This is a genomic window from Chitinivorax sp. B (assembly GCF_005503445.1).
Taxonomy (GTDB): domain Bacteria; phylum Pseudomonadota; class Gammaproteobacteria; order Burkholderiales; family SCOH01; genus Chitinivorax.
In genome coordinates, this window is the sequence record NZ_SCOH01000004.1 from 38,190 (window position 1) to 61,357 (window position 23,168).

The 23,168-nt window shown below is 51.5% G+C and carries 16 protein-coding genes and 1 tRNA gene; 9 read left to right on the plus strand and 8 right to left on the minus strand.

Features of this window, described 5'->3' with window-relative positions:
* Positions 1-3: 3 nt before the first annotated feature.
* Positions 4-1,275: a M20/M25/M40 family metallo-hydrolase gene (locus tag FFS57_RS03830; RefSeq protein WP_137936443.1), complete on the minus strand. Its 1,272-nt coding sequence runs from the start codon at positions 1,273-1,275 to the stop codon at positions 4-6.
* A gap of 566 nt (positions 1,276-1,841) precedes the next feature.
* Between FFS57_RS03830 and FFS57_RS03835 the strand changes: the two genes are divergently transcribed.
* From FFS57_RS03835 to FFS57_RS03845, 3 genes are all read left to right on the plus strand, one after another.
* The gene (locus FFS57_RS03835; protein ID WP_137936444.1) at positions 1,842-2,720 is read left to right on the plus strand and encodes a substrate-binding periplasmic protein; all 879 of its coding nucleotides are present in this window, start codon (positions 1,842-1,844) and stop codon (positions 2,718-2,720) included.
* A 72-nt stretch (positions 2,721-2,792) separates the two neighbouring features.
* A complete protein-coding gene (locus FFS57_RS03840) occupies positions 2,793-3,677 on the plus strand; it encodes a substrate-binding periplasmic protein (protein ID WP_137936445.1) in 885 nt (294 codons plus the stop codon).
* Between the two features lie 342 nt (positions 3,678-4,019).
* Positions 4,020-6,686 carry a glycosyl hydrolase family 18 protein gene (locus FFS57_RS03845; protein ID WP_137936446.1) on the plus strand — a complete coding sequence of 889 codons (2,667 nt, stop codon included), beginning with the start codon at positions 4,020-4,022 and terminating at the stop codon, positions 6,684-6,686.
* Between the two features lie 161 nt (positions 6,687-6,847).
* Here the strand turns inward: FFS57_RS03845 and gshA are convergent, their stop codons facing one another.
* Complete coding sequence (gene gshA / locus FFS57_RS03850) at positions 6,848-8,140, minus strand: glutamate--cysteine ligase (RefSeq protein WP_137936447.1); 1,293 nt, start codon at positions 8,138-8,140, stop codon at positions 6,848-6,850.
* A gap of 99 nt (positions 8,141-8,239) precedes the next feature.
* Positions 8,240-10,096 carry a sigma-54-dependent Fis family transcriptional regulator gene (locus FFS57_RS03855; protein ID WP_137936448.1) on the minus strand — a complete coding sequence of 619 codons (1,857 nt, stop codon included), beginning with the start codon at positions 10,094-10,096 and terminating at the stop codon, positions 8,240-8,242.
* 239 nt (positions 10,097-10,335) lie between these two features.
* Between FFS57_RS03855 and adh the strand changes: the two genes are divergently transcribed.
* Both adh and FFS57_RS03865 read left to right on the plus strand, forming a co-directional pair.
* Positions 10,336-11,856: an aldehyde dehydrogenase gene (gene adh / locus FFS57_RS03860; protein WP_137936449.1), complete on the plus strand. Its 1,521-nt coding sequence runs from the start codon at positions 10,336-10,338 to the stop codon at positions 11,854-11,856.
* 117 nt (positions 11,857-11,973) lie between these two features.
* Complete coding sequence (locus tag FFS57_RS03865; protein WP_137936578.1) at positions 11,974-12,360, plus strand: DUF779 domain-containing protein; 387 nt, start codon at positions 11,974-11,976, stop codon at positions 12,358-12,360.
* Between the two features lie 301 nt (positions 12,361-12,661).
* Here the strand turns inward: FFS57_RS03865 and FFS57_RS03870 are convergent, their stop codons facing one another.
* The 3 genes from FFS57_RS03870 to groES form a co-directional block, all read right to left on the minus strand.
* The gene (locus FFS57_RS03870; RefSeq protein WP_137936450.1) at positions 12,662-14,599 is read right to left on the minus strand and encodes an Ig-like domain-containing protein; all 1,938 of its coding nucleotides are present in this window, start codon (positions 14,597-14,599) and stop codon (positions 12,662-12,664) included.
* Between the two features lie 200 nt (positions 14,600-14,799).
* On the minus strand, positions 14,800-16,437 hold the full coding sequence (gene groL / locus FFS57_RS03875; RefSeq protein ID WP_137936451.1) for a chaperonin GroEL: 1,638 nt from the start codon (positions 16,435-16,437) through the stop codon (positions 14,800-14,802).
* A gap of 43 nt (positions 16,438-16,480) precedes the next feature.
* The gene (gene groES, locus FFS57_RS03880; protein ID WP_137936452.1) at positions 16,481-16,771 is read right to left on the minus strand and encodes a co-chaperone GroES; all 291 of its coding nucleotides are present in this window, start codon (positions 16,769-16,771) and stop codon (positions 16,481-16,483) included.
* 714 nt (positions 16,772-17,485) lie between these two features.
* Between groES and FFS57_RS03885 the strand changes: the two genes are divergently transcribed.
* A complete protein-coding gene (locus FFS57_RS03885) occupies positions 17,486-18,145 on the plus strand; it encodes a hypothetical protein (protein ID WP_137936453.1) in 660 nt (219 codons plus the stop codon).
* A 182-nt stretch (positions 18,146-18,327) separates the two neighbouring features.
* Positions 18,328-18,732, plus strand: a complete 405-nt coding sequence (locus tag FFS57_RS03890) for an SRPBCC domain-containing protein (RefSeq protein ID WP_137936454.1) — start codon at positions 18,328-18,330, stop codon at positions 18,730-18,732.
* Positions 18,733-19,162: 430 nt separating this feature from the next.
* On the opposite strand, the gene FFS57_RS03895 is transcribed toward FFS57_RS03890, so the two are convergent.
* Positions 19,163-20,071 (minus strand): LysR family transcriptional regulator, encoded by a 909-nt coding sequence (locus FFS57_RS03895; protein WP_171013593.1) that lies wholly within the window; start codon positions 20,069-20,071, stop codon positions 19,163-19,165.
* Positions 20,072-20,220: 149 nt separating this feature from the next.
* On the opposite strand from FFS57_RS03895, the gene FFS57_RS03900 reads away from it, so the two are divergent.
* Positions 20,221-21,210: a zinc-dependent alcohol dehydrogenase family protein gene (locus tag FFS57_RS03900; protein ID WP_137936579.1), complete on the plus strand. Its 990-nt coding sequence runs from the start codon at positions 20,221-20,223 to the stop codon at positions 21,208-21,210.
* Between the two features lie 150 nt (positions 21,211-21,360).
* Here the strand turns inward: FFS57_RS03900 and FFS57_RS03905 are convergent, their stop codons facing one another.
* Positions 21,361-22,635, minus strand: a complete 1,275-nt coding sequence (locus FFS57_RS03905) for a hypothetical protein (RefSeq protein WP_137936456.1) — start codon at positions 22,633-22,635, stop codon at positions 21,361-21,363.
* Positions 22,636-22,927: 292 nt separating this feature from the next.
* On the opposite strand from FFS57_RS03905, the gene FFS57_RS03910 reads away from it, so the two are divergent.
* Positions 22,928-23,013, plus strand: a tRNA-Tyr gene (locus tag FFS57_RS03910).
* The last annotated feature ends 155 nt before the right edge of the window (positions 23,014-23,168 follow it).

The following is a 23,168-nucleotide window of genomic DNA, read 5'->3' on the forward strand; positions in this document are numbered from 1 at the left end:
GCCTTACTTACCCTGTGCGACATCCATGATCAATCGCGTTACCAGATACAGACGTGGTTCAATTGAGCTCACTAGGATATATTCCGCGTCGGCTGTATGGGCGCCATAACCCTGTAACCCCATACGTTCCAACACTGGTGCTTTGGTTTTGAGCGCGGCAAACGCCGCATCCGTACCACCGCCATGAGCTTCCAGGTCAATCACCAAATTCTTACCCAATTCCTGATAAATGGATTTGGCATGGCCTGCCAAATCCCGCGTGGCTTGCGACAACTCCAACGGAGGGCGACGACGCTCAAAATTCAACTCAACCTTGGCGTCAGGTAATAGCTGCTTTTTCACCCGTTCACGCAGTGTTTGTTCAACCTTGTCGTAGTCTTCCACCTTCAATACACGTACATCAGCCGAAGCTTTCGCCCCTGCAGGAATGACATTACGAGTCAGGCCTGCGTTAGCGATAGTCCAATTCACTTTCACCCCATTGGCCGGATCGGACAAATCTCGCATCTGCAATATCTGATGAGACAACTCATACAGTGCATTGACCCCCTGTTCCGGTGCTGCCCCCGCATGAGAAGCCTTACCTCGAACCACTAGATTGGCCGAGGCAATACCACTGGTTGCCAGCTCCAGCTTGTCGGACGCAGCGCGTGTGGCTTCAAACGAGAGTACGACATCATGTTCGGCCCCCAGCTTCGCAATCATGTTGCGCGATCCGGGCGAACTCAACTCCTCGTCAGCATTGATCAGTACCGTTAAGGTGCCATAATCCTGGAATCGCAACGAATTCAGGATTGAAATCGTGTGCATGATCACTGCAATACCTTGTTTATCATCCGAGATACCCAAGCCGTAAGCTTTGTCGCCGTCTATCCGGAATGGCTGTTGCGCTAATTGGCCAGGCTGATAAACGGTATCCATATGAGCAATCATCAGAATCTTCTTGCTGCCTTTACCTGTGAAGGTGGCCTTGACCATTTTGCCCAACTGATCCGGCGTGTCTTCCATCCGGTACACATCAGCATTGGCATCCAGCATGTCGACCGTGCCCCCCAATGCGGTCAGTTTGCTGGCAATATGCATGGCCAGTCTGTCCAAACCCTCCAGATCGCGACTGCCGGATTCGATTGAAACCAGGTCCTTCAAACTATCCAGCAATACTGACTTTTCCTTTCTGGCTAGCTCCAAAACCGGTTCTACAGCCGCACCCTGAGCCGTTGTGGCCCATAGCACACATGCCGAAATCAACAGATTCAGTTTGAATGGAAAATGCATGCAGTCCTCCCGAAACGATCAATGACGCTGCCACACGACAGCGGGATGAAGGCCGATGTACCGGCTGATTGTTCTGATATTTTTATCTGAGATACCAAGGTAGAGCAGATGCGGCCCAATACCGCTTGCTGCTCATCCCGTCTAAAGTGAACGACTGATTACTTGTATGCCACCCACACCTTGGCGCTGCTGGCCGATGTCAGCGATTGCCAGCTCTTGAGCAGGTTTGACCATTCCTCTTGTACCGTCAGCCATCGTTCATAGGTTCTTCACCGTCAAGATGACCTGTACTGCCCTTGTTATTCACGGTACCGCTTGATGCCGGAGGCATGCTACGGCAGCCCGTTCAGGCTCGCCAACTAGATTCGATCATTCAAAAATAAGCAGGAAGTCACAGCTATCCTCGTGCCCCTCCTCGATACCTTGTTCTCACTCAGCCAGACATCGGCTCGAATGTTTGCCCTGACTGGTCATATCCACCTATACCTAACTGGATGAGCATGCCAATGCCCCCTGAAACAACTATGCCTTTTTGCTGACATCCATAACGCAACCGGAGTGAGACCATGCCATTCTGTGTTTCCAAGCCAATTCAACGTTGGCTGTACATCTATCTGTTACTGGTCGGCAACGCGTTTGCCAATACCACTGTGACCTACCCTGCGCCAGAATCTGCCGATGACGTCCGTTTCCGGGATGTAATCGAACTACTGAAAACGGCGCTGGATAAAACTGCTGGTGAAATGGGTCCCGCTATATTGAAGCCTTCCGACAGTGGCATGACCGAAGCGCGGTATATGGAAGAACTGAAGGCAGGCCGCAGCATCAATGTGGCCTGGAGCTCAACCTCGGTAGACAAGGAAAAAGAGTTCATCCCGATTCGCATCTGCCTTCGCAAAGGCTTATTGGGCTACCGGCTATCGTTGATCTCAAAAAACAAACAAGCAGAAATCGACAAGGTGAAAACGCTTGATGACCTGAAAAAGCTGACATTGGGCCAAGGAATTGGCTGGGGAGACGTCAAACTGTATGAAGCCAACGGCATCAAAGTCACCACAGCAAAGTACGATGGCTTGTTCCCGATGGCAGCAGCTGGCCGGATTGATTTGTTCCCACGTGGTATCACCGAAGCGATTGACGAATATGAACAACGCAAAAAGGCCAACCCGGATCTGGTCATCGAAAAAGGGTTATTGATCCACTACCCATGGCCGTTCTATATCTTCGTCAACAAAAAAGATAAAGCCTTGGCTGATCGCATTGAAAAGGGCTTCCGTACCATGCTGAAAGATGGGTCCTATGATGTGATCTTCAAAAAGTACAACCAGACTGCCATCGATAAAGGCCAAGTGAAGGGCAGGCGGGTCATCGAAGTGGCCAATCCGATGCTACCGAAGGAAACACCATTGTCCGATGCCAGCCTATGGTTCGATCCAACCAAGTAATGCATCACGAGCGGTAATACATGCAAAGCTGCGCGGCCGCTGTCGGCCGCCACTTCGCGTCAGGAGCTCACCATGTGGTATCTGCGCTACACAAGACACTGGCATGTTGTTTGGCTAGCACTTTGCCTGCTGTTCCCTGTTCAATCCATCGCGATGTTGACGGTCATTTACCCCCAATCGGAATCAACCAGCGATCCACGCTTCGAAGATGTCCAGACACTGCTACGTACAGCACTGAATGCCACTACACCAGAATTCGGCCCCTATGAACTGCTGCCATCCAATCAACCTATGAACGAGGCACGCTACCTACGTGAACTGAAGATTGGTAAAACCGTCAATGTCGTCTGGAGCTCCACTTCCGTGCAAAAAGAGCGGGATTTTCTGCCGATCCGCATCCCATTACGGAAAAGCCTGATGGGCTATCGTATTGCCCTGATCAATCAGGATAAGCAGGATGACCTCAATCGTATCCAAACCGTTGAAGATCTGGCCAGTCTGACCATTGGCCAAGGGATGGGATGGGGTGATGTAGACCTTTACAATGCGAATGGCCTGAAAGTACTGACCACCCGCTATGACAGCTTGTTTGCCATGGTCAACATAGGACGGGTGGATATATTTCCACGTGGCATCAATGAAATATTCAAGGAGCAAGAAACGTTTGGCCCGCAATTTAGCAAGTTGGCTATCGAGAAGCATTTAGTGATCTATTACCCCTGGCCCTATTACTTCTTTGTTAACCGCAACAATCCGGAGCTGGCCAAACGACTGGAAACAGGCTTGCGCCAGATGATCTTGGACGGAACATTCGAACAAATCTTCCAGCGCTACCATAAACAGTCCATGGAACGAGCCAATATTCGCCAACGCCGCATCATCCGGCTGACCAATCCGTTCTTGCCGCCTGACACTCCGCTACAAGACAAAACCCTGTGGAACGACCCTGAAAGGTAAGCTGTATTATCAAATTGGTATTACATTCGGATATGGCAATCAACGGATTATAATTATTCAACTTGGTCATGCTGATTTGCAGACTGGCCTGCTCTGACTGGCTCAACGTAGAAAATGTAGCCCAGCAAATATTCATGTTGGCGCCAAATTGTCTATTAGTGACCGGCAAGGGCAACCAGCATTGCATTTATCAGCCGTACGGACCCACCCTGTACCCAATATCAGTCACGAAACACATCACAATAAATTACATTGGCATGTATTTTGCATTCCGGCCCGTCGATACATCTGGTATCGATGTAGGGAACTTTGGCCAGAGCCGCAAACCCAGGAGCAAGCCGCATGTCATCACAATGGATACCTGTAGCCACCGTGACGGTAAACCCGTCTCGTGCCTTACCCTGCTTCAGCTTACCCCCAATCGCATTGGGTTTGCTTCTGGCATTTGCCCCGGTTGCCGAAGCAGCCCCGCCCGTCATCGGCAACTGCCGCATCCTGCCGGCTGACCATATCTTCAATACACCGATTGATGCGCTTCCTAAGCACCCCAGCTCTGACACCTTCATTCGCACCATTCGCAGTACACCGCGCAACCTGCATCTGGACTTGGGAACGCAGATGGATCAGACCAAGGATGACTTCTATGGCATCCCTTGGCAGAACGTGCGTGGTAAAAGCCTAGTCTGGAAAAAACTGGGATTCGATGCCCCATGGGGCGGACAAGGCCGCACGGAAAGCGATTGCGCCGTCAAGACGGCCAGTGGCTATCTCAGCATCAGCCCCTGTACCGCTGCCAATGCAGCCAACCCAATCTTTCCGATTCCCGATCACCCCATTGTCGAAGGCGGTATTCCGACTTCTTCCAGCGATGAAGGTGATCACCATATCCTCGCCATTGATCAGGATAGTTGCGTACTTTGGGAGGCCTATCACGCCTTCCCACGCACCGATGGCGGGTGGAATGTCCATTCCACTGCCCGTTTTGACTTGAACTCCAATGTATTGCGGCCAGACGGTTGGACATCGGCCGATGCAGCCGGCTTTCCCATCCTGCCATTGTTGTTGCGAGCAGACGAAGCGAGCCGCGGTGAAATCAACCACGCACTCCGTTTCACCATTCAATCAAGCAAAATTCGCAACAGCCATGTCTGGCCAGCCCGGCATGACACCAGCAATGGTGGCGGATCACTGGACAAGCCGCCGATGGGCCAGTTATTCAGGCTCAAGGCCAGTTATGTGATTCCGGACAATTTCACCCCACAGGCCAAGGCCATTCTCAAGGCGCTGAAGAAATACGGCATGTACATTGCCGATGGCGGGTCGGATATGTATATCACCGGCGAACCCAGCAACCGTTGGCAATCCGCCACCATTTCGCAAGTGCAATCGGTACCGCACACGCAGTTCGAGGCCGTAGACATCACGCCCGTCACCAAGCGTCCGGGGTTCGATCCGAATTCTGGCTCGGCCCGCACCGGCACCCCACCAGTCGATACTTGTGCGCCATCCGGCCTGGATACCACGCAAAGTTACCAATTGCAGGCAAGGCATAGCGGCAAGGTAATGGATGTGGCCAATGGCAGCACCCTGGCCATTCAGAGCACTGCCAATGCCACGATTGCCAGCCAACACTGGCACTTTGAAAGTGCTGGCAACGGCTATTTCCGCATCGTGTCGGACAAGGATGGCAAGGTACTGGGTTCAACCGGCAGGCAGGCTATCGTCTTGACCAAAGCCAACAACAATAGCCAATTATGGTGCCCGCAAGCGACGGACAACGGCTACTACAACCTGGTCCAGCGCAATAGCAAAGCTGCGTTGGATGTAGAAGGCAGTGCCAAAACCGATGGTGCGCGTGTCATGGTGTGGCCGAAGCATAGCGGACACAATCAGCAATGGAAACCTCAGAAGCCGACGGGCGGCAGCGGCACCCCGGTTGCACAGCGCTGGGTCAACGGTTATTACGTGGGCTACCAGCGCGATTTGTACCCGGTTGATCGGATTGATTTCAAATCTCTCACCCACCTGACCATTGGTCGTATTGAGCCCAAAGCCGACGGCGGCTTGCTGACGACCTTTGATATTGACCCGGTCGAGGGACCTCGCTTTGCCAAAGACCTGGCAAAACGCACCAAAGCCGCAGGCAAGAAAGTCATTTTGATGATCGGCGGGGCTGGCACCCATGAACAGTGGGTATCAGCCGCAGACCCTAGCCGTTTAAACGGCTTTGTCACCAATCTGTTGAAAGCCATGGACGAATATGGCGCCGATGGACTCGATCTGGATTGGGAGCCGCTCGAAGTGGCCGACCAAGCCGCCTTCAAGGCACTGGCGCAAAAGTTGCGCAGCAGCCGGCCCGCCATGCTGCTGACGGTGCCCATCGGTTGGATCAGCCGCAACTTCCCTGATGAAGCCCGACCCTACTTTGCGGAAATCGCCCCGCTGTTCGATCAAATGAATATCATGAGCTATGACATGGCGTCAGGTTTCTGGGGATGGGATACCTGGCACTTTGCGGCGTTGTATGGCGATACACCCAACACGCCTAGTTCAATTGACGTCAGTATCAGCAATTACCTGCGGATTGGCGTACCCGCCAATAAATTGGGCGTTGGCATCGGGTTTTATGGATCATGCTGGCGTCGGGTCTACGAGCCGCATCAGAAGGTGCTGCCCGGCAAACCCGGTGAACTGCCGGTCAATGGCGACAGCGACAATGCAATGAGCTACACCAACATCATGGCGCACTATGCCAAATCGGCCACCCGCAAGTGGGATGCCACCGCCAGGATGAGCTATCTGACCTCACCCTCGCCTTTCGGGCCACAACAATGCAATTTTGTGTCCTTTGAAGACGAGCGTTCGATTGCCGAAAAGGGCGCCTATGCGAAAGCCAAGAAATTAGGTGGCACCATTATCTGGACCATCAATCAAGGCCATCAGCCAGGCAACCCGGCCGGTATGCGTGACCCGCTGTTGTCAGCGACACGCAAAGCGTTTTTGGAGTAATTCAGGACGCAACGTGCGGTTCGGTTGGGCTTGTCAACAGACAAACTGGTCGAACCGCTAGCCACAGTGCCCCTTGGGCCCAGCCAGTTTGGCTGGGCTTTTTTTTCAACAGTGTGCCACCAGCTGGACACGACACGCAGCAAGGCACCGCGCATCCGTGGTCATGCAGTCGCCAGCTCCAGCGGTGCCGTCTGTTCAATTTCGATACTCGCCGCCAATAAGGCAAGGCGAGCCACCACACCATAGGAATAGAAACGGTTCGGCGGACAGTCAGGATCGCCACTACAGTCGGGAATGGAGCACGGTGCCACAAACGACAGTGGTTCAAAGTGCATGCCAGGCGCATTCAGGTTTTCGTCCACACCACGGCCAGTATGTACGCGGTAGAACCCGCCCACCACGAAGCGGTCCACCATGTAAACCACAGGCTCGGCCACGGCATCGTTCACATTTTCGAAGGTATAGACCCCTTCCTGAACGATGACTTCGTGCACTTCCTGGCCTTCCTTGATCACGCTCATCTTGTTACGCTGCTTGCGGTTCAAGCCAATTACTTCATCCGGGCTCTTCACGCTCATCACGCCCATGCCATAGGTGCCGGCATTGGCTTTAATGATCACATAAGGCTTGTCGGTAATGCCATACTGCTTGTATTTCTCGCCAATACGATCCAGCAACAACTCTACCTTGGCAGCCAGACATTCCTCCCCTTTACGCTCCTGGAAGTCGATGCCATCACAGCGGTCGAAATACGGGTTGATCAACCATGGGTCAATATCCAGTAGCTTGGCAAAATCTGCAGCCACCTGATCGTAAGCTTCAAAGTGGTTGGTCTTCTTACGGGTTGCCCAGCCTGCATGCGGTGGCGGCAACAAATTCTGCTCAATGTCTTGCAGGATATCCGGCACCCCTGCAGACAAATCATTGTTCAACAATACGATGCACGGATTGAAGCCATCCACCTTGACCCGATTACCATCACGCCTCAACGGTTCCAGCAACAAGGAATCACCGGAAGGCAGCTCAATAGTGGTAGGTGCGGTTACTTCAGGCGAGATACTGCCCAGGCGTACATTCAGCCCGGCCATTTTCAGCACGGATTGCAGTGTTGCCACGTTCTGTAGATAGAAGGTATTGCGGGTGTGGTTCTCCGGAATCAGCAATAGGCTGCGTGCATCTGGACAGATCTTTTCCAACGCAGATTGAACTGCTTGCACACACAATGGATGAAACTCACGGTTCAAGTTGTTGAACCCCCCCGGGAACAGGTTCATATCCACAGGCGCCAGTTTGAAACCAGCATTGCGCAGATCAACCGAACCATAGAATGGTGGTGTGTGCTCTTGCCATTGAGTGCGGAACCAGTGCTCGATCTTGGGCATGGCTTTCAGAATGCGACTTTCCAGCTCAAGAATCGGGCCTTTTTGCGCAGTAATCAGGTACGGGACGGTCATGGAGCCTGTTCTCTCGTCAAAGGGCCAGCCGAAGCTCGGCAGGCCGGGGATGAATGAAGGGCGGGTATCCAATCAAAGTTGGGGACGCCCGGCCGGATTTCAAGATGGCCGCACCAAGCCCAGTGCCGCCATGCGCCGATACAAGGTATTCCGGCTGATACCCAGCCGACGGGCTACTGCAGATAAATTCCCCGGTGATGCAGCCAGTGCCGCTTGAATAGCTGCCACCTCCTGCTTTGCAAGACTGTCAGGCAAACCAGCCGGTGACTGCAGCAACGCCTGAATATGCTCTACCTGAATCAGGTGATCATCTTCATCCAATAATGCCAGTGCCGCCACTAACACATTACGCAACTGCCTGAGGTTACCCGGCCAGGATTGAGCTGTAATGATCGCCATTGCCTCGTGACTGACGTTGACAAGTTTCGCGACTTCTTTAGCCAACAGCCGTTTCACGATCTCGGGCATACCCTGTCGTGTACGCAATGCCGGCAGTGTCAGACTATAACCATTCAACCGGTAATACAGGTCTTCACGAAAACCACCACTTGCTACCAGTGCCGACAAGTTACGGTGGCTTGCAGTAATCAGACTGAAATTCAATGGGATGGTTTCCACACTACCCAATGGCGTCAGCAAGCGTTCCTGTAGCACTCTCAATAATCGAGCCTGCAACAACATGGACATGTCACCAATCTCATCCAGAAACAGAGTACCACCATGTGCTTGCCGTAACTTACCCACCGCACCTTTTGGGTTGGCGCCGGTGAAAGCGCCAGATACATAGCCAAACAGTTCGGCCTCAATCAATCCGTCAGGCAATGCAGCGCAGTTGACGGCCACAAACGGCCCATTCGCATGAGGCCCAGCAGCATGTAACGCACGAGCGACATACTCCTTGCCGGTACCTGTTTCACCTTGCAGCAATATCGGCAAGCCCCGCCTGAAGACCTTGACCACACGCGCCAATTGCTCAGCCAGTACCTTGTCACCCATTACCGCATCAAGCATGGCGGTAGTCGGCATCGGATGAGCAACAGCTGATTTGGTAACCGGCAAGACACTCAAACCATCACGCTGTGCATACACTTGCACACCGTTGCTCATCAACACCAGTTTGGATCTGACCAGGAACTGCAGACTATTCAAACCACCATCGAATACATCATCACAATAGGTCTGCCCAATATCTGCCCAATCCAATCCCAACTGAAATAAAGCTGCTCGATTGGCTGCCAACAACACCCCATCGCCCCCAAATACGGCGATACCTTCAGCTGGAGTGCCCAACATCTCATGCAAACCATGAAACCGCAAGGTAATAGCCCCAGCAACACCATGATCAAAAAGGCGATTTTCAATCTGTTGTGCGGCCAGACAAACCAATGCCATCCGATGAGCATGACGCAACCGCCGGTCACCAGAGATATCAAGAACACCCGCCAACCGACCTTGCGGATCAAAGATTGGGCTAGCAGTGCAGGTCAGAAAACCATTGCGCTCGAAATAGTGTTCAGCACCATTCACCAATACTGGCTTGCGCTCAGCAACAGCGGTTCCAATTGCATTGGTCCCCATCTGCAATTCCGACCAACTCGCACCCGGCGCCAACGCCACGCGCCGAGCCCGATCAAGAAAACCACCGTCACCACGTGCCGCCAACACCACACCCTCCGGATCGGCCAGTAGTACCAGCGAATCGGTATTGGCTACCTGAGCATACAAATGATCTAGTGCCGGCATAGCGAGGCGACATAAGGCGCCATGACGAGCTTGCAGGTGATTAAGTTGCTGCTGATCGATGCGATTCACCTGCAACGGCGCATCTGGCTGCAAACCTTGTTGCGCACAGCGTTGCCAGGACTGCTGGACCAGCATGGGTAAGGCATAGGGCATTTGCCCCTGAACAAAGAAGGCTGCCCGAGCGGCAGCCGTTGTAGCAAGATCCAACGACATAGACAGACCTCCTCCTGCGCAGGCTCAGCAAGACTGGTGCTGCCCGGCCATGCAACACCTGTGTCAATTTGGTACAGCTTTGCATGGCACACATTACCATGACATTGGCACAAAGCCTTGTGTGATGGCCAATACGACAAGGCGGTGCCAAGTGGCACAACCATTGCAATACAACCACTACCGTCATGGTGCAGACGGATTGAAACCACAGTGTTGCAGACAATCATCAAGGAGACAACATGCTTTACGCCCCCCCCAATCAAACCGGTGCCAAGGTCGATTTCAAGCCACGTTATTCCAACTTTATTGGTGGCGAATGGGTACCACCAGTTGAGCAACGCTACTTTGAAAACATTTCCCCCATCACAGGCAAAGCTTTCTGCGAAATTCCCCGTTCGTCAGATAAAGACATCAACCTGGCACTGGATGCAGCACATGCCGCCCAAGAAAAATGGGCCGCAACATCAGTCACAGATCGCGCCAACCTGCTGAACAAAATCGCCGATCGGATGGCAGCCAATCTAGAGCGCCTTGCTGTCGCCGAAAGCTGGGACAATGGCAAACCCATTCGTGAGACACTTGCCGCCGACATCCCTCTTGCCATCGACCACTTTCGTTACTTCGCCGCCTGCGTCCGCGCTCAAGAAGGATCGCTGGCCGAAATAGACGAACACACCGTTGCCTACCATTTCCACGAACCACTAGGTGTGGTCGGGCAGATCATTCCATGGAACTTCCCAATCCTGATGGCAGCCTGGAAGCTAGCGCCCGCCTTGGCAGCCGGCAATTGCGTCGTCCTCAAACCTGCAGAACAAACACCCGTCTCAATCCTGATCTGGGCTGAACTAGTGGGTGATCTGCTACCGCCAGGCGTGTTGAACATCGTCAACGGCTTCGGACTGGAGGCAGGCAAACCCCTGGCCAGCAGCAACCGCATCGCCAAAATCGCTTTCACTGGCGAAACCACTACAGGTCGTCTGATCATGCAATACGCCAGCCAGAACCTGATCCCTGTTACGTTGGAATTAGGCGGCAAATCACCCAACATCTTTTTCCCTGACGTAATGCGTGAAGATGACGACTTCGTCGATAAAGCTGTCGAAGGCCTAGTGATGTTTGCCTTGAATCAAGGGGAAGTCTGTACCTGCCCTTCCCGCGCCTTGATCCATGAATCGATTTACGACCGCTTCATGGAAAAAGTCCTCGCTCGTGTCTCTGCCATCAAGCAGGGCCACCCACTGAATACCGACACCATGATCGGGGCACAGGCTTCCAGCGAGCAATTGGACAAAATCCTCAGCTATATCGACATCGGCAAACAGGAAGGTGCACAAATCCTGGCAGGGGGTGGTCGCAAACAACTGGAAGGCGATCTGGCCGGTGGCTATTACGTGCAGCCCACCATCTTCAAGGGCCACAACCGTATGCGGATTTTTCAGGAAGAAATCTTCGGCCCGATTGTTTCGGTCACTACATTCAAAGATGAATACGAAGCACTGACCTTGGCCAACGACACGCTATATGGTCTGGGCGCAGGCGTGTGGTCGCGTGATATCAATACCGCCTACCGATTCGGTCGCCACATTAAAGCCGGTCGCGTTTGGACCAACTGCTACCACCTATACCCCGCACATGCTGCTTTCGGTGGCTATAAGCAAAGTGGTATCGGCCGCGAAACCCACCGCATGATGCTGGATCACTACCAGCAGACCAAGAACCTATTGGTAAGCTATTCACCCAAAGTGTTAGGTTTTTTCTAACAACGCCATTATGGCATTGCTTTAAATACACCGCGCTGTAGCATCTTGCACTACAGCGTGGTGTTTAGCGGAATCACGCCATCAATCAATTCTCCCATTCATCCAAAGGAGTCCAACATGCCAGACGTCCTTCAAGTGCTCGCCACATCTGCCGCCCTGGCACTTATTGATCAGCTGCGCCAACAACATGGAGACCTGATGTTCCACCAATCCGGTGGTTGCTGCGACGGCAGCGCACCCATGTGCTATCCAAGAAATGAATTTCAAATTGGCGACCAAGATATATTACTCGGCCACATTGGCGAACAACCGTTCTACATCAATGCATCTCAATACGAGTATTGGCAACATACCCAACTCATCATTGATATCGTACCCGGGCGAGGCGGTATGTTTTCATTGGAGGGACCGACTGGGCAACGGTTTTTAACACGATCCAGGTTATACAGCGAAGAAGAATGGCGCTGGCTGACCCATCAAAAACGAGTAGTACAAGCCCCCTAACCAACAATACCAACTGGCAACAAAAAAGAAATCTGTCAATTTCTCTCAAAACCAATCTAGTCGAGAATATCCACCACCAAACACAATTTCAAGAATCCTTACTATATATGCAGTCTTCTCAACTAAACTCGCTACAACAGCCTTCTCTATAACTGCTGAACGTTGGGTTAGTTTCGATACGAAGTGGGACATTGACGACTTAACCTCCTGGCACGGATAGCCTGGTCAGGAAAAAAACCCAAAAAACAAAAGCCCTTCAACAAACTGTTGAAGGGCTTTTGAAACTTAACCACAAACCAGATTACAACGCCGCATTATATGGCGAGTCAGCAATAGCACAATTCGGTGCTACATCTTCTTTAACGGCCGCTAAGCGGAAGATGTAATTTGTCCGAGCTTCTGTGCCAGCAACGAATGTTCGAGCACTTACACGAACAACATGCCAGAACGCACTGGACTTCGGATATGAATATGTAAAGTTCACCTTACCATCTGCGCCTGTTACAACTTCCGCAGGGACAGTACCAGCGTTACCATTTGTAGGTTGAAGTGTTGTCGGGAACGCATCCGAACGATCTGCCGTTTTTGTTGCCCCACCAAACGAAATACCACGCCAAACCCCAGCACGCGAAAGGCTAAGCCCCTGAGACACCAGGAAAGGTTCTTCCTCCGGCCACTCTGTGGTATAGGTTCCCGTAACAGAACAACTGATACCTGTGCTGAAATAAATCGGATTCACACTTAAGGTCACTGTTGCACCAGGAACAGGGTTACCCTTGATGTCCACTACATATGCCGACATTGCAAGATAGTAGTTTGGATCATTGTCTTTCACTTGCAGCTTGGTATCTTGCGCCAAACCAATTGTAGCCGCTTGCCCGCCAACATCGATTGTTGCAGAACCTTCTGTAACACCAACACCATCCACAATACCGGCTTTGACAATTACTTTGCCTGGCTGAGTACCGGAAGTGAATGACGATGTAGCAACACCAGCTGCATTAGTAAATGCCACTGTTGGCCCAACCACTTCTCCGCTGGAGGTAGAAGTTTCAAGGCGGAAAGAAACAGGTGCATTGATTACAGGGTTATTGCTAGGATCTACAACTCGTGCACTCAAAGTAATACTGTTCTTCTTCTGGTCGCTGCTAACAGCAACTGCGGCTGGCGAAGCCTGCAAAGTTACAACCGAGCCAGTTGTATTACTTGTTCCAATATTCAATGTCAGTGTTGCACGAGATGAAGGCGCGGACAAATCGTAAGCATCCACTGTTGCTACACCAGCATTGGCAGAACTAAACGTTGCATTGGCAACACCACCTACAGCATCAATGGTAATTGTATTTTTACCATTTGCTTTCCAGGTACCCAAAGTGGTGGCCAGTACCACTTTTGTCGTAGTCGTCGGAACAGATACCCGTACATTTCGTTCTTCAGCAACAGCCAGCAGAGAATTATTTGCAGGCTCCGCAAACGAAACACCACCCGTACCTGGTGTAACCGTCAGATCAAGGCTTGCACTTGCACCGGCTGCGCTAGTGATCAGTGTGGTTGCACCTACGCTCTGACCCACAACTGGTAGTAAAGCTTCACCATTCTTATCTGTAGATACTGCTGAACCAGCACCAACACTACCGCTTCCTGTCGAACTTACAGATACAGGGACGCCATTAATGGGATTACCACCTGCATCTTTTAGCACAACAGAAATATTGACCGTAGCGCCTGTTGCAACTGAGCTACTACTACCTGGTGCAAGTTTTGCAGTAACTGTTGTACCTGTTACATCAATGGGAACAAGTGATGTGATTCCATTACCCGATGTAACGGTAATTGTTTCGGTATGATTAACTTTTGATTCAGCGGAAATACCGGCACTGAATTGAGCTGTAATCTTTCCCTGTGCATCCGTCACACTAGCCGCTGCTTGCAGCTCACCGCCAGCGCTACTGAATGAAACAACAGCATCTTTTACTGCTACATTGTTTGCATCCAGTGCTGTTACTGCAACGGTAACCCGATCGCTATTATCGGTTTTAACAGAATTCTTGGGTTGGGTGCTATTTGCATCAGCAATTGTAACAACCGAAAGCTTGGCTACCTGTGGCCCCGTAGGTGTCGGTGGTGTCGTACTACCTCCTCCACCTCCCCCACTACACGCAGTCAAGGCCACAAAGGCCAACGATGTTGCGGCCAACAGCGCACGCTGCATAATCCGCGGAACAAATGACGTCTTCAATTTTGTATTCCTTATAGCGCTGGTTAACTCAATGTAGGCAGGAATGATCCAGACTATCTTGATCTTCTAATGTATTCGGAATTTAAGCCCAAGATTCGCAACAGCGCAAGCTTATGCTCACATCAATGTAGAATAAACGAAAAAAGAGCCCCGCATCATGCGGGGCTCCATTATATGACAGATTAATGCCAAATGGGATATTACATATCCATGCCGCCCATACCGCCCATTCCACCGCCCATTGGCATAGCAGGCTTGTCTTCCGGTAGTTCAGCAACCATACAATCAGTCGTCAGCATCAAACCAGCCACTGATGCAGCATTTTGCAGCGCAGAGCGGGTAACCTTGGTCGGATCCAATACACCCATTTCAACCATGTCACCGTACTCACCAGTTGCAGCGTTGTAACCGAAGTTGCCGCTACCTTCCAGAACACGGTTTACAACAACTGATGGCTCATCGCCTGTGTTGGCAACAATCTGACGTAACGGCGCTTCGATTGCCTTCAGAACGATCTTCACGCCAGCGTCTTGGTCATGGTTGTCACCCTTCACCGCAGCCAGAGTGGAGCGCGCACGCAACAATGCAACGCCGCCGCCAGCAACGATACCTTCTTCAACCGCAGCACGGGTAGCATGCAACGCATCTTCTACACGCGCCTTCTTCTCTTTCATTTCAACTTCGGTCGCAGCGCCAACCTTGATTACAGCAACACCGCCTGCCAGTTTGGCAACACGCTCTTGCAACTTCTCGCGATCATAATCGCTGGTCGCTTCTTCGATTTGCTTGCGGATGGTTGTAACGCGAGCCTTGATGTTGTCTTCGGTGCCAGCGCCATCGATGATGGTGGTGTTTTCCTTGCCAACTTCAATGCGCTTCGCTTGACCCAGATCTGCCAAGGTAGCCTTGTCCAGAGTCAGGCCCACTTCTTCAGCGATAACAGTACCGCCAGTCAGGATCGCGATATCCTCCAGCATTGCCTTACGACGGTCTCCGAAGCCAGGCGCCTTAACAGCAACAGTCTTCAGAATGCCGCGAATGTTGTTCACAACCAGCGTAGCCAGTGCTTCACCTTCAACATCTTCAGCAATGATCAGCAGCGGACGGCCAGACTTGGCAACTTGTTCCAGAACCGGTAACAGATCACGGATGTTGGAGATTTTCTTGTCGAACAGCAGAACATATGGGTTGTCCAGCGAAGCAATTTGCTTGTCCGGATTGTTGATGAAGTATGGGCTTAGGTAGCCACGGTCAAATTGCATACCTTCAACCACTTCCAACTCGTTGTTCAACGACTTGCCATCTTCAACAGTGATTACGCCTTCCTTGCCAACTTTATCCATTGCATCAGCAATGATTTGGCCAATGGAGCTATCGCTGTTTGCGGAAATGGAACCAACTTGTGCAATTTCCTTGCTGGTAGTAGTCGGCTTGCTGATTTTCTTCAGCTCTTCAACCAAAGCCACAACAGCCTTATCGATACCACGCTTCAGGTCCATCGGGTTCATACCGGCAGCAACGTACTTCATGCCTTCTTGAACAATGGCTTGCGCCAGTACGGTAGCGGTAGTTGTACCATCACCAGCAACGTCGGAAGTCTTGGAAGCAACTTCCTTGACCATTTGTGCGCCCATGTTTTCGAACTTGTCTTTCAGTTCGATTTCCTTGGCAACAGATACGCCATCCTTGGTGATGGTCGGTGCGCCGAACGAACGATCCAGCACAACATTGCGGCCTTTCGGGCCCAGAGTAACTTTTACAGCGTCAGCCAGAATGTTGACACCAGAAATCATTTTTTGACGAGCGGAATCGCCGAACTTTACGTCTTTAGCAGCCATTTAATATCTCCTGATTCAGTATTCGCTAAATGGGTTGGCCTGATTAGCCTTCAACCACGCCCATGATGTCTTCTTCACGCATAACCAGCAGCTCTTCGCCGTCTACCTTGACAGTCTGGCCTGCATACTTACCGAAAATCACCTTGTCGCCGACCTTCAGTTCGAGCGCACGGATGTCACCATTTTCGAGAACCTTACCCTTGCCAACAGCAAGGATTTCGCCCATGTCCGGCTTTTCAGCAGCGTTGCCCGGCAGAACGATACCGGATGCGGTCTTTTCTTCAGCTTCGAGGCGCTTCACGATTACGCGGTCGTGCAGAGGACGAATTTTCATAGATATCTCCTGACATGAAGTTAATGTTGAGTCAGCGTGTAAAAAATAGATTGGTGCTGGTTTCACCAACACCACGATAAAGCTATTGTTAGCACTCAACGATTGCGAGTGCTAATAATAGGGGTGGGTATAGGGGATTTCAAGCCCCCGAGCGCAACTAAATGATGGAAGGCACCGATGCCTTTCCTTTGCCTGTACAGAATCGCTGTCTATGGTTCTGAGATTTTGATCCACTGCAACTTGCTTTACACCCGCCCTTGGCATGAAAGCAAACGTGGATTACGGAGCCCGAGGCCAGTCTCCCATATAGTCCGGCATCAACTAAAACGTAGCAGGCTAGCTACACCAGTCGACAGGTTACCTAGCAACGCGCATCGTGAAGAAACATGTCAAGCCTGTCCGTTTCAAGCCAAACACATGATGATCGATCTTGACCCCAAGATACATAATCGCAGGAGAATGTCACCCTTGACATATCTTGGGCGATTTACAACTGCATTTATAACGGCCGCCACATGAACAAGTCACCGCAAAAAACCTGCAAGAATATGATTAAAAATAGAAATCCATACAGCAGCCAAGCAAACTGAAGTCTGATACCTGGGACCTTGCTTGAGTCTACTTGCCAGGACTCAGTCATGGGCCGGGAATCGACTTCACGTCCGTGCAGATACGTTTGCAGATTCCGGGCCATGACAATAGAATTTACAAATCATGCGCACATATCCCAACTTCCGCTCTACCTTGTTTACCCTGGCTTGTCTTGTTCAGGCGCCATTTGTCATAGCCGCATCCGATCCTTGGTTGCCGTCACCTGGCGAGTACCAAATCGATATGACCTCGACCACTCGCACATCGACTCCAGTGGGTGTAATAGAACGTATAGAGCGGCATGACGGTGCCACTGGCAACACCACCGTTACATTGAAAAGCCCCGAATCAGCCAACCCCATCGTTATGACCTATCCCGGCAAAGGACCGGTACGGTATTGCCAAATCGGATACGCGGCAGCACCGGTAAGTACATGTGTCGCCAACCTGACAGCATCCGGCGATTCGGCTATTGCTCAATCATTTTGTCAAGGACAGCAACAAGATATGACCTTCCGCAAGCTGGGTAATGGTGTGTGGGAGAAACAGATACGTGTTGTACCTACTACCACCCCTCCAATGCCTGCGAATGTCGCAACCGCGATGACACCGGTCATTGAAAAAATGGAAGCTCGTATAAAAGTCGCGCCACCAGCCGAAGCTGCCGCACTTCGCCAGCAATTACAGTCAATCAAAGGGGCAGGTACACCGGCAGCAGGCCCTGAAGTCGAAAGCATTCAACGTTGGACGCTAGTCTCCAACCATTGCAGCAAGAAGCCCTGAGTAGTAAGCCACCTCACATTGGGAGAACATCTCGCTATCCTGTCGCTACTCACCAGACCAAGCCATAGAATCGCCAGGGTACTCAAGCATACAGGGACACCTACGCCAGTTAGCTCGCTAATATTTCAGTGACCATCTGTTTTCGCTTACTTAATTCGCTGCAACCACCTAAGGAGATATGCATGAAGATCAGCGTTGAAACCACTGCTGCTGCCCCTATGGAGGAAGTCTGGCGCGCTTATACCACCCCTGAGGATATCAAACAATGGAATGCTGCATCCGACGATTGGCATACAACCACGGCCATGGTGGATCTGCGCGTGGGTGGGTCTTTTTGCTCGCGAATGGAAGCAAAAGATGGCAGCATAGGTTTCGATTTTGCCGGCAATTATACGAATATCATGAGCCAAAAGTTAATCGAATATACCTTTGGCGATCGAACGGCACAGGTCGAATTCGACAATACGCCGACTGGCGTGAGGATCCGTGTGACTTTCGACAGTGAGCCCACACATTCCATTGATCAACAACGCGATGGATGGCAGGCCATTCTCAATCGCTTTACGCACCATGTTGAGACTAGCTAGCCGGTCGCTCAGTAACTAAAGCATGTTCAACTTTGGCCCGCAAACATGGCACATCTTGTTTGCGGGTCACTGCAATCTTAGGTACCACAAATCCACGCTTAACCTTGGCTTGGTACCGATCACCCACAAATGGCCTCTTGACGTCTCACATTCATCCTGTGATTTTCATCTGATTCTGGTTCAATCACCATCAAAGTCGTCCAGCAGTAATGGCCTGTTAGTTGATAGCATTCTGTGAATCCAGTTAATTACCCTCTGCAAACATTTACACAGCAGGAAAGCCACAGCCACATTTCTTTCGCAGTGCAGCTATGTAGATAACCGGCAAGAGTGGCATCCAGTTTGCATTTACAATCTAGGTGTCTGTACACCAATCGCTAACAATGGGCGAATAGCCGAGTCTGACTGCCCGCACTCGCATCTCCACATATCACTGTTGGCCGCTCCCCAACCTCTCCACCAAGAACTCTACAGCCACTCGCACTTTTGGTATCTGGTAGCGTGTCTGTAGGTACAGCAGGTAGATACCCGCCTCCCCACCACGATTAACTGATATCGGCTGATCGAGTATGACTTTCACTAGCTCACCACGACTCAAGCAACCCTTCAACCCCCATTCCGACAGCAATACCAAGCCACGATGCTTGCAGGCCATGGCGATCAGACTGGCGCCATCATTGCTAATAAAGGTGGGTGTGATAGGTATTTCACGCCAACCGTCATTTCCTGAACCTTGCCATTTGATCACTGCATTGGGGCCACGATACATCAGTGCATAATGATTTTGCAGATCATCCAATGTGCGCGGCGTACCCATCCGCGCCAAGTATTGCGGCGAAGCAGCAAGAATAAAGTAGTTGGGATCGAGCTTACGCACCACCACACGGTCTTGTGGCTGACTACCACCGCGGACGGCAATATCGATCTGATCACGTCCTAGGTCAACCAAGGCATCACTCAAATGTACGTCCAACACAATATCTGGGTAGCGGCCACTGAAATCCTGCAGCGCGGGCATAAGCAGCAATTGCCCATAACTCGGCATAGCACTGATTCGCAGAGTACCGCTGGGAGTGCTGTTACGTAAGCCAACCAACTCGTCAGCGTCGTTGAGCTGGGCCATGCCGGCACGTACCTGTTCTAAATAAAGGGTTCCGACCTCAGTCAGTCTCACCGTGCGCGTCGTCCGGTGCAACAACTCCACACCCAGCTCCCTCTCCAGGTCAGCAATACGCCGGGAGATGGATGACGCCGGTACACCAAATATCTTGGCTGCTCGCGAAAAGCTAAGGGTATCAGCTACTTTGAGCAGGTATTGCAGGGCACGTAGTTTGTCCATGGATTTCATCCTTGTTAACTCAATTATTGTCATAAAGACAAAAGAATTTGGCAAATACAACAGATTCCATCCTGAGTTAGCTTGCACTACGATGTTCTCATCGCAAACACATGCCAATGAAAGGCACAAAGGAAACCGATATGTCCATCATGCTCAAAGCCCAATACGCCGAACGTAGCCTGGTACCGCAAGCCGTCATCGAAGCGGTCCCATTTGATCGCCCGACCTTGGCTCAAGGTCAAGCCTTGGTGGCGGTGTTAGCTGCACCCATCAACCCCAGCGACGTACTAATGCTAACCGGCCAATACGGTCAGCTCCCATCCTTGCCAGCGGTGGGCGGCAGCGAAGGTGTCGGCCGCGTGGTGGAATTGGGGCCAGATACACAGGGGCCAGCAGTGGGCCAAACTGTGCTGTTGCCCGTAGGCACCGGCACCTGGGCGACGCACGTGGTAGTACCTGCTACTCGCCTGATCCCATTGCCGAATGAGGCTGATCCCAAGCAACTATCCATGCTCACGGTCAATCCACCCACCGCGTCTTTGTTGCTCAGCGACTTTGCTAACTTGCAGCCGGGTGATTGGGTTCTCCAGAATGGTGCCAACTCAGGTGTAGGAAGCTACGTGGTGAAATTGGCCAAGCTACGAGGTCTGAAAACGGTCAATATCGTACGACGTGAATCAGCCCTGGCTGGTGTACAAACACAAGGGGGAGACATAGTCTTGATTGACGGTGATGACTTGGCTGAACGTGTAAAAGTAGCCACTAGTGGCGCCGCCATTAAGTTAGGCATTGATGCTGTGGGCGGCACCGCTACCATGCGACTCGCCACCAGCTTGAGTGAAGGCGCCACTATTGTGAATTACGGCGCACTCAGCGGTGAACCATGCAACATATCGCCACGCGAACTGGTATTTCGCGACATCACGCTCAAGGGCTTTTGGCTAGCACGATGGTTCCGCACCGCGCCACAGCCGCTGCAAATTGCACTACTAACCGAACTGGCTGGCCTGATTGCTACCGGTAAACTCAGCACACAGATCCAGGCAACCTATGATGTTGCGCAGATTAAAATAGCCATCGCCACTGCAGCCCAAGGAGAACGTCAGGGTAAGATTCTGATCACGCCATTTCACGCCTGACCAACGCTATATTATCAAGTATTACACCGGCATCCTCGGCGAGATGCCGGCCGCTGGACATGAATCTGGGAGTAGTGGCAAGAACGGCTATGTCGATACACCAGCGAATCAGCATACCCTTCCCATTCACAACTGAACCATGAGCAAAGGTCAACGTCGTACAAAACTATGGGCGATAACTTTTTTGACCGCCTCTCCCTCCCTGATCAAGGCTGCCACATCTACTGAGATGGTGTCTTGCTTCCGATTTGGTAGTGCAGTTTCAACCAAGCGGCTCCAGCGTAGTGTCTTTTCACGTTGCAAGTCATGTCGATACTCGCTTCGTTCGACAAATAAAGGCCGTTTGTCCCCATCGATTTCGATCCATTCACTTGCTGAGACACGGCCATTATAAGTTTGCCTGCGTCGGTAGATGAGCCGCCCCTCTTCGAATCCATAATAACGGACCTCTTCATTTGTCCCCTGTTGTTCAGGGATACCCTCAGCCTTGATTGCAACACAACCAGTCCAGTTGCCAAGGTGGACTGGCTGCATTTCACCAAGACGATTCATTTGCGGTGAGTCGTACACACGACTGTGAGCCACCCCCGCAAAGGGCTTTGCCCATGCCAGGTCAGGATGCTGATCCGGCTTGACAACCAATTCCGGATCACCCCCAACCCAAGGTTCACTGCAGGAGCCGTAAAAACCGAACAACTCAATAAGCGCATTTGGACTGATATGCCATTGCCCCTCCTTATCCTGCAATACCCGCAACTTTTGTATCTCGTCCTTACGAAACGAATCGGTAAGTGCAGCTTGACTCCCCCCAGCAGGCACAAGCGCCAACTGTTTTCCTTCGTAGGCTGCACTGAACACACTCGACGCAAAAGTGGTACGTATGTGCAATGCATCTGCCAACCTCGAAGCTGGTTGTGTACGCAATTGCATAGTCAATGTAGGAATGGCGTTCGGATAGATGCCTCGGTTGCATGCTTCATCAAAACACGGCAGCTGCAGGCCGGTCAATCGATAGGCACCAGGACCGGCTAGTGATTCCGGCACCCGGATTACCATGGTGCTTGGTCCCATGGAACTTAGCCAGCCAGGGTCAAGTACTACCGATCGTTGGACCACAATTTGGTATTTGTGAGTAGTACATCCAAACGGCACGGGAATCTTTGGACACGATCGGCTTTTGCGTGTTTCCTTGCGCACCCCCTTCTCGTCCGGCTTGCTGGCTTCGTAGATTGCGGTGATATGCAACTTTGCTGGGTCAAAACCCAGTGTCGCCCGATTAAGGAAGGTAAGACGAACAATACCGTCAGGCGTCAATCGACTGACGTCGTCATTGTTCTTTGTCGAGAACCAGCCAGCATGAACCTGCCCAATTATCGGTACTGCCAGCAGCAAGGAAATAATGATATGAGCATGATTACGGTGCACACGAACCCTCACAAATATTGCTTGATGCCACGGAACAAGCTGAATGTCGATAGCACGAGAAGTCTGTTGCTCGACTCAATGAATAGCCTAGTGAAGATCAACAGCAGAGGCCATCAATTCATACCCACATCATTCTGAATTCTACGGTGAGATAGCTGTTAAACGCCCTCCATTCACCAAAAAATGGCACACACCCCCCTCTTTCGGTAACCACACACCGCTAAGCCCAAACCTAGTGAAACCTCATGAAACTTGACGATAGCCGTGCAGAGATATAAAGTGCGCTCCGCTTGGAGGGATTACCCCAGCGGTCAACGGGTCCGGACTGTAAATCCGGCGGCTTAGCCTTCGAAGGTTCGAATCCTTCTCCCTCCACCAGTGAAAAAACCAAGCGCTATGCTTGTTTTTTTTATTTGCCGCCAGCGACAGCCATACAAGCAATAACAGCCATTCGCCATACAAACAAGGTTGCAGATAAAACACGAATTTTTGAATACAGGCTGATCTGTAACAGTCTTGATCCAATCAATAGT

Bases quoted from the DNA above. Each gene is read 5' to 3' on its own strand.
- gshA (WP_137936447.1), bottom strand. From the start codon at position 8,140: ATGACCGTCCCGTACCTGATTACTGCGCAAAAAGGCCCGATTCTTGAG.
- FFS57_RS03845 (WP_137936446.1), top strand. From the start codon at position 4,020: ATGTCATCACAATGGATACCTGTAGCCACCGTGACGGTAAACCCGTCT.
- FFS57_RS03885 (WP_137936453.1), top strand. From the start codon at position 17,486: ATGCGCACATATCCCAACTTCCGCTCTACCTTGTTTACCCTGGCTTGT.
- FFS57_RS03840 (WP_137936445.1), top strand. From the start codon at position 2,793: ATGTGGTATCTGCGCTACACAAGACACTGGCATGTTGTTTGGCTAGCA.
- FFS57_RS03835 (WP_137936444.1), top strand. From the start codon at position 1,842: ATGCCATTCTGTGTTTCCAAGCCAATTCAACGTTGGCTGTACATCTAT.
- FFS57_RS03865 (WP_137936578.1), top strand. From the start codon at position 11,974: ATGCCAGACGTCCTTCAAGTGCTCGCCACATCTGCCGCCCTGGCACTT.
- FFS57_RS03900 (WP_137936579.1), top strand. From the start codon at position 20,221: ATGCTCAAAGCCCAATACGCCGAACGTAGCCTGGTACCGCAAGCCGTC.
- groL (WP_137936451.1), bottom strand. From the start codon at position 16,437: ATGGCTGCTAAAGACGTAAAGTTCGGCGATTCCGCTCGTCAAAAAATG.
- FFS57_RS03890 (WP_137936454.1), top strand. From the start codon at position 18,328: ATGAAGATCAGCGTTGAAACCACTGCTGCTGCCCCTATGGAGGAAGTC.
- FFS57_RS03895 (WP_171013593.1), bottom strand. From the start codon at position 20,071: ATGGACAAACTACGTGCCCTGCAATACCTGCTCAAAGTAGCTGATACC.
- groES (WP_137936452.1), bottom strand. From the start codon at position 16,771: ATGAAAATTCGTCCTCTGCACGACCGCGTAATCGTGAAGCGCCTCGAA.
- FFS57_RS03855 (WP_137936448.1), bottom strand. From the start codon at position 10,096: ATGTCGTTGGATCTTGCTACAACGGCTGCCGCTCGGGCAGCCTTCTTT.
- FFS57_RS03830 (WP_137936443.1), bottom strand. From the start codon at position 1,275: ATGCATTTTCCATTCAAACTGAATCTGTTGATTTCGGCATGTGTGCTA.
- adh (WP_137936449.1), top strand. From the start codon at position 10,336: ATGCTTTACGCCCCCCCCAATCAAACCGGTGCCAAGGTCGATTTCAAG.